At 60.4% G+C, this 11,530-nt stretch carries 8 protein-coding genes, 1 rRNA gene and 1 pseudogene; 6 read left to right on the top strand and 4 right to left on the bottom strand.

Annotated elements, in window-relative coordinates:
• Nucleotides 1-214 precede the first annotated feature (214 nt).
• From CAK78_RS03485 to CAK78_RS03475, 3 genes are all read left to right on the top strand, one after another.
• Nucleotides 215-826 carry an OmpW family outer membrane protein gene (locus CAK78_RS03485; RefSeq protein ID WP_005306049.1) on the top strand — a complete coding sequence of 204 codons (612 nt, stop codon included), beginning with the start codon at nt 215-217 and terminating at the stop codon, nt 824-826.
• Between the two features lie 219 nt (nt 827-1,045).
• Nucleotides 1,046-3,025 carry a methyl-accepting chemotaxis protein gene (locus tag CAK78_RS03480; RefSeq protein WP_042049259.1) on the top strand — a complete coding sequence of 660 codons (1,980 nt, stop codon included), beginning with the start codon at nt 1,046-1,048 and terminating at the stop codon, nt 3,023-3,025.
• 8 nt (nt 3,026-3,033) lie between these two features.
• Complete coding sequence (locus CAK78_RS03475) at nt 3,034-4,515, top strand: ABC transporter substrate-binding protein (protein ID WP_094696375.1); 1,482 nt, start codon at nt 3,034-3,036, stop codon at nt 4,513-4,515.
• A gap of 63 nt (nt 4,516-4,578) precedes the next feature.
• Here CAK78_RS03475 and CAK78_RS03470 read toward each other — a convergent pair whose 3' ends face one another.
• Nucleotides 4,579-5,370, bottom strand: a complete 792-nt coding sequence (locus CAK78_RS03470; RefSeq protein ID WP_094696374.1) for a GNAT family N-acetyltransferase — start codon at nt 5,368-5,370, stop codon at nt 4,579-4,581.
• A gap of 328 nt (nt 5,371-5,698) precedes the next feature.
• On the opposite strand from CAK78_RS03470, the gene metF reads away from it, so the two are divergent.
• Complete coding sequence (gene metF / locus CAK78_RS03465; RefSeq protein ID WP_094696373.1) at nt 5,699-6,595, top strand: methylenetetrahydrofolate reductase; 897 nt, start codon at nt 5,699-5,701, stop codon at nt 6,593-6,595.
• 62 nt (nt 6,596-6,657) lie between these two features.
• On the opposite strand, the gene CAK78_RS03460 is transcribed toward metF, so the two are convergent.
• Complete coding sequence (locus CAK78_RS03460; RefSeq protein ID WP_094696372.1) at nt 6,658-7,722, bottom strand: DUF3103 family protein; 1,065 nt, start codon at nt 7,720-7,722, stop codon at nt 6,658-6,660.
• A gap of 150 nt (nt 7,723-7,872) precedes the next feature.
• Nucleotides 7,873-9,024: a benzoate/H(+) symporter BenE family transporter gene (locus CAK78_RS03455; protein WP_094696371.1), complete on the bottom strand. Its 1,152-nt coding sequence runs from the start codon at nt 9,022-9,024 to the stop codon at nt 7,873-7,875.
• 121 nt (nt 9,025-9,145) lie between these two features.
• Here CAK78_RS03455 and CAK78_RS03450 point away from each other — a divergent pair, with 121 nt between their 5' ends.
• Entirely contained in the window at nt 9,146-9,715 is a 570-nt protein-coding gene (locus CAK78_RS03450) for a helix-turn-helix domain-containing protein (RefSeq protein WP_176452648.1), read from the top strand.
• A 10-nt stretch (nt 9,716-9,725) separates the two neighbouring features.
• On the opposite strand, the pseudogene CAK78_RS03445 reads toward CAK78_RS03450, so the two are convergent.
• A pseudogene (locus CAK78_RS03445) lies at nt 9,726-10,922 on the bottom strand (NnrS family protein).
• Between the two features lie 493 nt (nt 10,923-11,415).
• Here CAK78_RS03445 and CAK78_RS03440 point away from each other — a divergent pair.
• Nucleotides 11,416-11,530 (top strand): 16S ribosomal RNA (locus tag CAK78_RS03440); the annotation flags it as partial.

Genomic DNA, 11,530 nt, shown 5'->3' with positions numbered 1-11,530 from the left:
CTTATTGTTGTTGGTAAGGCGAGAGGTCTATCCATTTCATTGTTTTTATTTGATATTTTTGGTGTTTTTCTCGATGCTCAGCATGGTTGGAAGCTGCCGTACACATCTATCTATTTCTTGGTAACGTTTGAGCTAAATCAATAACTCGGAATTCACATCCCTTTATAGTTTTCGGGCTTGCAACATATAAAACGAAAACTAAAAGGAATACGTGATGAAAAAGATCCTTCCTCTGATGATCGCAGCAGCGCTTGCATCCCCCGTCGCCATGGCTCACCAGGCCGGTGATTTTCTGGTGCGCGGCGGCCTGGCTTTCGTTTCTCCGCAAACGAGCAGTGACAACGTGCTGGGTACCGGCGAGCTGGAAATCGACAGCAATATGCAGCTGGGTCTGACGCTTTCCTATCTGATCACCGACAACTGGGGTGTCGAGCTGCTGGCGGCCACGCCCTTCTCCCACTCCGTCTCCACCGCCGGTCTGGGCGAAGTGGCCAAGGTCAAGCACCTGCCGCCGACCCTGATGGCGCAGTACTACTTCGGTGATGCCAACAGCAAGGTTCGCCCCTATATCGGTGCCGGTATCAACTACACCACCTTCTTCGACGAGCAGGGCCGCGGTGCGCTGGATGGTACCGACGTGAGCGTTGACTCCTCCTGGGGCATGGCTGGTCAGGTCGGTCTGGACATGGCGATCAATGACCGCTGGTTCGTCAATGCTTCCGCCTGGATCATCGATATCGATACCGATGTGCACACCGCCGTCGGGACCATCAATACTTCCATCGATCCCATGGCCTTCATGTTTGGTGTCGGCTATCGCTTCTGATAGGACACAGGGTTGGCCTCCCCACGGGCCATTACAGCTAGCATGTCTCTTTGGCCCGGCACAGTCCGGGCCCTTTTACGTTCAGGTCACTCTCCGCCAACTGTGATCCAACCCCATATAGATCAATAAAATACCCTCTGTCTCCCCTCTATAATTCGCCCCTTGTGCCGATAGTGTCTATGTTCACGTTACCTTTCCCCCACGAGTGAGGATGTCTCCATGGGTTTATCTATTGTGCAGCGGATCATCGCCGGATTTGTGTTGATGCTGCTGCTGTTGATCCTGCTGGGTGTGATCAGCACCCTGAAGATCAGGGGCATCAACGACGGCTTGTCGCAGGTTTCCGACCGGGCAACCCCCCTGGTGATTGCGGTGGCCGGTCTGAAGGGCGCCCTGCAGGACAGCAACCGCTGGGTGCTGGTCTACCGGACCAATGAGGATGGCAGTCAGCTGCCGCAGCTGGCCAGCCAGTTCAAGGAGCAGCAGGCGCGTTTCAGCCAACTGAGCCAGGAGATGGACAAGTTCAGCGGGGTGGCAGAGGCCGGTTCCCGCTTCCAGCAGGTCGATGCGGCGACCAAGCAGTTCTACGGCCTGGCCGAACAGGTGCTCTCCCAGCACAGCCAGTGGGTCAATGCCCAGGATCAGCGCCACAAGCTGGAGATTGCCTTCATCCGGCTGGAGGATACCTATCAGTGGGCGGCGGACTTGTTGTTGCAGCAGACCGCCAGCAAGCGTTCCATGCGCAACAAGGCGGAGCTCATCACCTCGGGCATCGCGCGCGACCTGAAGAACATTCGCCGGGCCGATGCCAAGACCGACCTCAACGAACTGGAGAAGGTGCTGAGCAAGGATATCGAGATGGCGCGCAAGCGGCTTGACCGGGTGCTGGTGCCGGATGACGTGAAGCAGCGCTTCGTCTCCAACCTCGATCGAATGCAGGAGCTGGCGCTCGGCCCGCAGGGGCTGCTCGCCACCATGCGCAATGCCCAGCAGCTGGCCGCCTCGCTGCAGACCCTCAATCAGCAGCTCGATGCCAGCCTGATCAACAGCCTGGGGCTGCTCGACGAGATGGGACAGTCGGCCGGCTCCATCGCCAGCCAGAGCCGTACCACGGCGGATGATGCGGTCAGCAGTGCCAGCTTCTGGATCCTGATCGTGGCCGCCATCTCGGCTGCCGCCGCCCTCATCATCGGCTATACCACGGCGCGCAGCATTCAGCGCCCGCTGCAGATGATCAACAAGGAGCTGGATTACATGGCGGCCGGGGACATGACCCGCCGCATCAATTACCGCAGCAGCTGCGAATTCGGCGCTCTGGCCCGCTCCATCGACGTGCTGGCCGGCAAGACCGGCGAGCTGCTCTCCCAGATCAATGCCGGCTCCCGTCATCTGGTGGAGGAGGCGAGCCGCGCCGCCGAGATCAGCGAAAGGGCGGTATCCCGGGTGCAGGATCAGAAGAGCCAGACCGATCAGGTGGCTGCCGCCATCACCGAGCTGGAGGTGAGTGCCACCGAGGTGGCTCGTTCCACCGACGGCACCAAGCGGGAAGTGGATCTGGCGGATGACGAAGCCAGAACCGGCCGCCAGAAGGTGGCAACCACCCGTCGCATCACGGAACAACTGGCCGGTGCCATGGAGGAGGCCGTCGGTATCACCTACAAGCTGGGCGAATTCAGCGACAACATCGGCAGCATTCTCGACGTGATCCGCAGCATCGCCGAACAGACCAACCTGCTGGCGCTGAACGCGGCCATCGAGGCGGCACGGGCCGGTGATGCCGGCCGTGGCTTCGCGGTGGTGGCCGACGAGGTGCGGGCGCTGGCCAACCGGACCCAGACGTCGACCGAAGAGATCCAGGCGATGATCGAAAACCTGCAGAGCTCGAGCAAGCTGGTGGTGGAGGTGATGGGACGCAGCCAGGAGCAGACTCACAGCTGTGTTGAACAGACCCGTGAGATGGATGCGGCCCTGCAGTCCATCGCCGACCGGATGAGCGCCATCAAGGCGATGGCGGATCAGGTGGCACACGCGGCTCAGGAGCAGATCTCGGTCAGTCAGGGGGTGGCACGTCACATCTCCGGCATCGCCGAGGTGGCCTACGAGACCGAGCGGGAGGCTCGGGAGTCGGCCAGCAGCAGCGAGGTGCTGGCGGATCTGGTGGCCAAGCAGCAGCAATTGATCGCACATTTCAAGGTTTAGGAGGGCTTATGTCTAACAAGTGGATCGGGGCCCTGAGTCTCCTGTTGTGTGGTCAGCTGATGGCCAGCGAGCTGGTGATCGAGAGCTGGCGGATAGATGACAAGGACTTGTGGGAGCAGAAGATCATCCCTGCCTTCGAGGCCTCCCACCCGGGCATCCAGGTGAAGTTCAACGGGGTGCAGAACGTCGACTACATGCCGACCCTGTGGGCCAGCTTGAAAGAGGGCAAGGCGGGGGATCTCATCACCTGCCGGCCATTCGACGACTCCCTGGCCCTGTTCAAGGCGGGCCATCTGGCGGAGCTGACCGAGATGTCGGGGATGGAGAACTTCCCGAGCTTTGCCCAGTCACCCTGGCAGACCGACTCCGGCGCTCAGACCTTCTGCGTGCCCATGGCCTCGGTGATTCACGGCTTCTTCTACAACAAGAAGATTTTCAGTGAGCTGGGGCTGAGCGTGCCGCAAACCCGGGATGCCTTCTTCGCGGCGCTCGACAAGGTGAAAGCCGATGGCCGCTATGTGCCGCTGGCCATGAGCGGCTCGGAAAGCTGGGTATCCTCCGAACTCGGCTTCCAGAACATAGGCCCCAACTACTGGAAGGGGGAGGATGGTCGGCTGGCCTTGATCGGGGGGCAGGAGCGCTTTGACAACCCGCCCTACGTCAAGGTGTTCGAGGAGCTGGCGCGCTGGCGTCCCTACCTCGGCGAAGGTGGCGAGAGCCGCGACTATGCCGCGACCAACGAGCTGTTCACCTCGGGCAAGGCCGCCTTCTACGTGGCGGGTTCCTGGGAGATCGCCCCCTTTACCGGCAAGGTCGATTTTGGCGTGATGCGCCCGCCAGTGGCGAAGCAGGGGGATGGCTGCTTCTTTACCGATCACACCGACATCGGGATGGGCATGAACCCGGCCAGCAAGAACAAGGAGGCGGCCATGGCCTTCCTGCAGTGGCTGACCACGCCCCAGTTCGCCGAGCTCTATACCAACTCGTTGCCCGGTTTCTTCTCCCTCTCCAACCACTTCTTCGAGGTCACCAACCCGGCGGCGAAGGAGATGATGGAGTGGCGGGATCAGTGCGACTCCACCATCCGGGTGGCCACCCAGATCCTCTCCCGCGGTACGCCCAAGCTGGGGGACGAGCTGGCCGAAGTGAGCCAGGCTGTGCTGCTCGGCAAGATGGAGCCCAAGGCGGCAGCCGATCGGCTGGAGCAGGGGCTGAAGGGCTGGTATCCGCCCCATCAGGGCAACAAGGTGAAAGGGGCAGATTGCCAGTGTGACGCTCCTGCCGCCGTGCCTGCGGTGTCGGCCTCAGCTGCGACCACCGAGCCTGCTGCTGCATCTGCTGCGACGCCGGCGGTAACAGAGGCCCCTGCTGTCCAGGCACCATCGGAGACCCCTGCCGCAGCGGTATCTGCGGCGGCGGCCCCGCTACCGGCGCCGTCGGCAGAGGTGGAGCAGGCGCTCTCCAATGAGCTCGAAACGCCGCAGCAATAGCTGCCGGCAGATACACCACGGGAGGCATCAGCCTCCCGTTTTCTTTGCGGTCCGTGGTCTGACTCATTGCTCCGGACGGGGCCAGCGGCAGAGACTGCCGATGCGGGCCACCGGGGCAAATCCGAGCGAGCGATAGACCCGCTGGGCATGATAATGCTCGTCGGCCACTATGATGAGCCTGTCGACCCGTGTCAGCCCGTGCCGGGCAACCTGGCTCAGCAGCTGGCGGCACAATCCCTGATTGCGCCATGCCTGCCGGGTGCGCACAAGCTGGAAGCGACCCAGGGTGTCGGTGAAGAAGAGACCGCAACTGGCGACCAGCTGCTCCTGCTGCCAGATCCCCCACCACTGACCCAGCCCGTCCCCGATCATCGCCTCATACAACTGGCGGCGTGATTGCAGATAGGGCAGGTAGCTCTGCTCCGAGTGGCCGGGATCCCGCTCCTCCAGTTCAAAGGCCAGCCACTCGTCCCAGTCGGTCGGGGTAAAGGGGCGCGCAGCCACCGTCGCGGCTGGCGGTTGCCAGCCTTCTGCCTCCAGTGCCAGCACCACGCACTCCATGTACTGGTATCCCGCCGCCACGAAGCCGGCGACCCGGCTGTTCTGGCCGGCCGCGAGAGGCCACTGGAAGGTGCGGTGTCTGACCCGGGGATCCTGCCCGATCAGCTTGTCGAAACTGGCCTCGAGCCAGCCCTTGTCGTGATCGCTGGGGGGGAAGGGGAGCAGCAGATAGTTGCCAAAGTAGTAATCGGGAGCATCGGGAGTGCGCACGGCCCAGAACTGCTCATGGTCGACCACGTTGCCCTGATAGCGATCGAACAGCAAGTCGGTGGCAAAGCCGGGGTGGGTGTCCATGATGATGCTCCTGCGAATGGTTCAATTGGTTATCGGCAGGAAGGGGAAGAGGTTGAAAAGGGGCCGGAGAAACCTCCGGCCAAACAATCACACGCAGATTCAGAACGTCCAGGACGATCTGCGTTCATCATAACGCGACTCGCCGGATTTTGGGATGGGGTGCCAATCGTTACTTTGGCTTTATTGCCAAATAAAAATCGGCGGCCTTCATCTCGCTGTAAAACAGTGTTGACTTTGTGTCATTTTCTCATAAAGATAGAAAGACGTTTAGAAGTCCAAACATCCGTTTTGACGTAGAGAAATGGATTGCAGGGCAGGGAGAGAGCAGATGGGATTTCACAGCGCACGTCAGGTTGAGGCACTCAACCAGAGTCTGGCAGATTTGAGTGGCGACATTTCGGTCAGTTTCGAGTTTTTTCCGCCCAACAGTGAAGGGATGGAAAATACCCTGTGGCAATCCATCGAGCGATTGAAGGTGCTGGAGCCCAAATTCGTGTCGGTGACCTATGGTGCCAACTCGGGCACCCGGGATCGCACGCACAAGGTGATCAAGGACATCAAGGAGCGGACCGGTCTGATCGCCGCCCCGCACCTGACCTGTATCGACGCCAGCCGCGACGAGCTGCGCACCATTGCCCGCGACTACTGGAACAGCGGCATCCGCCATATCGTGGCGCTGCGCGGTGACCTCCCCCAGGGGCTGGAAAAGCCGGAGATGTATGCCACCGACCTGGTAGCCCTGCTCAAGGCCGAAGCGGACTTCGATATCTCGGTGGCCGCCTACCCGGAAGGTCACCCGGAAGCGCGCAGTGCGCAGTCGGATCTGCTCAACCTGAAGCGCAAGATCGATGCCGGTGCCAACCGCGCCATTACCCAGTTCTTCTTTGACGTCGAGACCTACCTGCGTTTTCGGGATCGCTGCGCCGCCATTGGCATCGATGCGGAAATCGTGCCGGGGATCCTGCCGGTCTCCAACTACCAGACCCTGGCCAAGTTTGCCGGTTTCACCAACGTGAAGATCCCGCGCTGGATGCATCAGCGTTTCGAGGGGCTGGATGATGATCAGATGACCCGCAACATGGTGGGGGCGAGCATCGCCATCGATCAGGTACGGGTGCTGAGTCAGGAGGGGGTGAAGGATTTCCACTTCTATACCCTGAACCGCTCCGAGCTGACCTACGTCATCTGCCACACCCTGGGGGTGAGGCCGAAAGGCCAGCCGTAACGGATCGCGGGTACAAAAAAAGCCAATGAGTCGCTCATTGGCTTTTTTGTCATGGCGACCAATCAGGGTCTGGTGGGGGCGATCTCTTTGGGTTCGAGATCGATCACCGCATTGCCGGCGGCGCCGGGATACTGGTGATAGCTCTGGTCCTGCTCCAGGGTGTAGAAGGTATCCAGATAGTCATCGTTGTTGGTCATCCAGGAGTCGGGCAGCGCTTTGACGATGCGACCACCGAGATCGAGGAAGGGCAGTGCCTCGGGCACGCCGCCAGCAGTGAAGGCCAGCTTGAGGGCATCGATGAACAGGCCGCTCAGCTCCTTGTAGTTGACGTTGTCGTCCTGCTCCATCATGACGATGTCGACGGCACCCCAGCGATAGCGATCCCAGTAGACCAGGATCTGGTTGGGGGTGTAGTCGGTGTTGTCATAGTCGAGATAGGGCATGTCGACGATGTCGACCACGGGCTCATCCCGGCTGGGATTGACCCCCGCGACCACCGCATACACTTCGGCCGCACCCAGCAGCCAGGGCTCCTGATCATCCTTCAACCGAATTTTCTTCAGGATGCTGGTCTTGAGCGGCGCCGTGCTGGCAGCCGCACGGGGAGCCACCTGCATGTCAGCGGCGGCCAGCGCTTTGCGGATCACCTTGAGGCCGGCGTTCTTGGCCTTGACGGGATCGGCCTCCACGACCAGAACCGGACGGGCCGGTGCCTTGTCCACATCCAGATAGACGGGGTTGCCGGCGCTGTCGAAGGCTTCGATGGCGCTCCAGCTCTTCTCATCTCCGCTCGGTACATAGGCGACCAACGGCTCGACACCCTGTTGCATCGCGGCGGCCTGTTCCGGGTTGGCCAGTCGCAGCTGCATCAGCTCCTTGACCTCGCCGTCCAGCCCTTGCCGGCTGATGGCCGCCTGGTTGGCATCCCGGGCTTGGCGTTTCAGGCGCGGGCTGGCTTTTTGCAGCAGGTTGGGCAGTGGGCTCTGGTATTCCTGATTGCTCAGCAGCGGCAACAGGTTCTTCTGCTGCAGCGCGAGCTGGCGGGCCAGCTCCCGATCGGTGTCGGCAGCCTGGGCGGTGGTGGCGCCCAGCAGTGCCAGTAACAAAATGACAGCCTGATTCCTCATTATTATTCTCCAGTTTATGAGTCTGACATGAGGCACGCATCGGGGAAGAAGAAGTGCCTCGCCCCCACTTAATGGCAATTAGTTTCAGCTGTGAACCAAATTCTCTGAATTATGTGCGGTGTCTCACGGGGGGCTCCCCAGATGGTCAGGTCAGTTTCTCCGCTGGTTGACTTGATGCAGGATGATGCCGACGAGCAATCCCCAGCAGGCGGCGCCGATGCCGAGCAGGCTGATGCCGGAGGCGGTGATGATGAAGGTCAGCAGGGCGGTCTCACGGGCATCGTCGTGTTGCAATGCGGTGTGCAGGCTGCTGCCGATGGTGCCGAGTAGCGCCAGCCCGGCGACACAGGTCACCAGCGTGGTCGGGAAGGCCGTGAAAAGGGCCGCCACCGTGGCCCCGAAACAACCGGTCAGCAGATAGAAGCCGCCGGCCCACACCGCCGCGGGCCAGCGTCGGTTGGCGTCCGGATCCACCTCTTTCCCCATGCAGATGGCTGCCGTGATGGCCGCCAGGTTGAAGGCGTAGCCGCCGAAGGGGGCCAGCAGCAGGCCGGTCAGGCCGGTCCAGGTGATAAGAGAGGAGGTAGCGGGTTGATAGCCGTGGGCTCGCAAAATGGTAATGCCGGGCATGTTCTGGGAGGTCATGGTGACGATGAACAGCGGCAGGGCAATGCCGAACAGGGCATCAAAAGAGAACTCTGGCCAGACCATGACCGGGCCGGCCAGTTGCCAGTGAATGGCGTCAAGCTGTAGCTCCCCTCGCAACAGACAGATGAGGATCCCGACTGCCAGCACCAGCACCATGGTATAGCGGGGCCAGAGATGGCGACCGAGCAGGAATGCCAGCAACAGGCTGCCGAGCAGCAAGGGATCGGCTGGCGCAACCTTGAACAGATCCTGTCCGAACTTGAGCAATACCCCGGCCAGCATGGCCGCCGCCAGCTGGGCCGGGATATGGCGCATCAGCCGGTCGAACCAGCCGCTGATGCCGCACAGGGTGATCAACAGAGAAGAGATAACGAAGGCGCCGATGGCCTCGGCCAGGGTGAAGTTGCCCAGGCTGGTGATGAGCAGGGCGGCACCCGGGGTCGGCCAGGCGGTCAAGACAGGGATGCGGTAGTAGAGGGATAGGCCGATGCAGCTGATACCCATGCCGATGCCCAGCGTCCATAGCCAGGAGGCGAGCTGGGCAGCATCGGCCCCTGCTGCCGTGGCTGCCTGAATGATCAGGATGACCGAACTGGTATAGCCGACCATCACGGCGATGAAGCCGGCGACCAGATGGGGGAGGGCAAAGGGCATGGTGACGTCCTTGTGGGGTTGTGACGGCTTGTGCGTTATTGCGTACAATATTGCTTCAGACTATATCGCTGTGCGTTATAGCGCACAAGGCGATTCAAGCAAGCGCAACAAAGAGGCAGTCATGCAAGAGATGCATCAGCATCTGGCCCAACGTCTAAAGGACTTGCGCAGCGAGCTGGGCTGGAGCCTGGATGTGGCGGCGCGGGAAACGGGAGTGAGCAAGGCCATGCTGGGCCAGATTGAACGGGGGGAGTCTAGCCCGACGGTGGCCACCCTGTGGAAGATTGCCACCGGCTTTCGAGTCTCTTTCTCCAGCTTTATCGAGCCGATTCCGGCAGGGCAGGGGGAAGTGCTCTATCGCACCGCAGATGCGATTCGCCAGCAGCCAGCGGGAGAGGGGATGCAGGTCGCTCCCCTCTTCCCTTATGAGGGGCGTTTTGGTTTCGAATTGTTTGAGCTGACTCTGTTGCCCGGCTATCAACGAGAGTCAGAACCCCATGAACCCGGGGTGACCGAACATGTCATCGTCATCAGCGGCCAGATGGAAGTGCTGGTGGAAGGGGAGTGGCGCTCTTTGACGCAGGGGGAGGCGGTGCGTTTCGCGGCCGACCGCCCCCATGGCTATCGAAATCAGGGGGTGGCCCCTGCCATCTTCCACAATCTGATCCACTATCCGGCCAGCAGATCTTGACCCTCACGGGTCAGCCAGGACGCCCATCTGCCCGGGGGCTGGTCAGTATGGGGGCATAGACCCAGACAAACAGAGCATATGCCAGGCTCCAGGCCAGGCCGCTCAGGTTCCAGCCGTACAGGGTATAGGCCGGCCAAAGCAGCGGGATCAGCACCCGGAGCAGGGCGGCCATGATGACCAGCCCGAACGCGCACTGGATCCTGCGCCCCACCTGCAAGGGCCGACCGCTGTGGCCGAGGGAGACCCGCGCTATCATCCCCAGGATCATGGTCCCCATGCAGCCGGCACTGAGCAAGTGGCTGGCCAACGACAAGCTGATGGGTAAGCCGGCAGCCAGAGCACCAAGGGCGAGCAGACCGAGAGGAATAAACAGGTAGGCGAGGTGCAGCGACCACAAGAGGGATTGGCCAAGGGTGGACGGCAGTCGCCAACGCAACTGGCGCCACAAGTGCAAAACGGCCGCCACTATATATAGAGGAAGCAGGTAGAGGCTGGTTGCCCATGGGGTGGGCAGCAGCAGCCAGCTCACCAGTATGAGCCACAGCGTGGCAAGGGCAGCCCGCTCCAGCCAGAGAATTGGGACGGCTTTTTCCATCCCGGTGGCTCTGGCGGTAAAGAAGGGGATGACTCGCCCTCCCATCACGGCGATCAGGGTTGTAAACAAGAGCACCGTAGTAATGAGCAGATGTTCCATGTCAGCCCACTGCGCCTGCCACAGCCAGCTGGCGGCGTTGAGCAGGGTCAGAACGACAAGCAGAGGCACAAAGAAGAGGTTGCGCCACTGCCTGGTTACCACTATGGGTTTGGCCAGATACTAGGCACAAAGAGGCAACCAGAGCAGGTCTGCCGCCATCAATAAGGTATTGTGTTCACCCAGCCAGGGCAGCAATGCCCTCGGCAATGCCCACAACACGACGACCAGCACCAGGGACCAGCTCCTGACCCCGGGGTGAGCGGTCCAGTTTTGTACTGCCGTCAGCAGAAATCCCGCGACGATCGCCGCCCCGAAACCAAACAACATCTCGTGAGCATGCCACCAGATGGGGTTGCCAATCCCCGTCAGAACGAACCAGCCATTGAGCTGCCCCAGCCAGCCCAGCATCGCCAATGCCGAGAACAAGGCGCCAAGCAGAAAGAAGGGCCTAAACCCGAGACGGAACAGAGGAACGATTTTCTCCTCTTTGCGGCTATCCAGAATCTGATGCATGGCGAGACCTTAATTGAACATTTGAAAAGACAATTATAAAGTGGCTTTTCAAATGTTCAATTTAAATCCAATGAAAGCCCGAAATGGTGGTGATGAGAGCGAAATAGAACCGCTTTGCTGCATATCTGAGCGAACGATTTTTTTTGGTGAAAAAGCCCTTGTCATCGCGGCGCGCCTCCCTATAATGCGCCCCTACCAGCACGGCAGAACACGCCAGCCTGATGAGCTGGCTTCCTCGTGAAGCCAGCGCCGAAAGAAAAGCGAAAACAACCGCTTGACTTTCGAAGTGAGGAAGGTATTATACGCCACCTCAGCGCGACAAGCGCCACGCTCTTTAACAATTTGAATCAAGCAATCTGTGTGGGCACTCACAGCATCGAGCATCAAAAACAATTTTTGATTTTCAATGTCTGATGAAGTGACCAAAGCAACTTTTAAGTTGCAGCAGTTAATTCAGCAATTCATTGAGCCGCTTTTCGAAGCAACCAAACTTAAATTGAAGAGTTTGATCATGGCTCAGATTGAACGCTGGCGGCAGGCCTAACACATGCAAGTCGAGCGGCAGCGGGAAAGTAGCTTGCTACTTTTGCCGGCGAGCGGCGGACGGG

The organism is Aeromonas sp. A35_P, assembly GCF_002259925.1.
Classification (GTDB): domain Bacteria; phylum Pseudomonadota; class Gammaproteobacteria; order Enterobacterales; family Aeromonadaceae; genus Aeromonas; species Aeromonas dhakensis.
The sequence above is the reverse complement of the archived record's forward strand: the minus strand, read 5'-3'. Positions and strand labels throughout refer to the sequence as shown.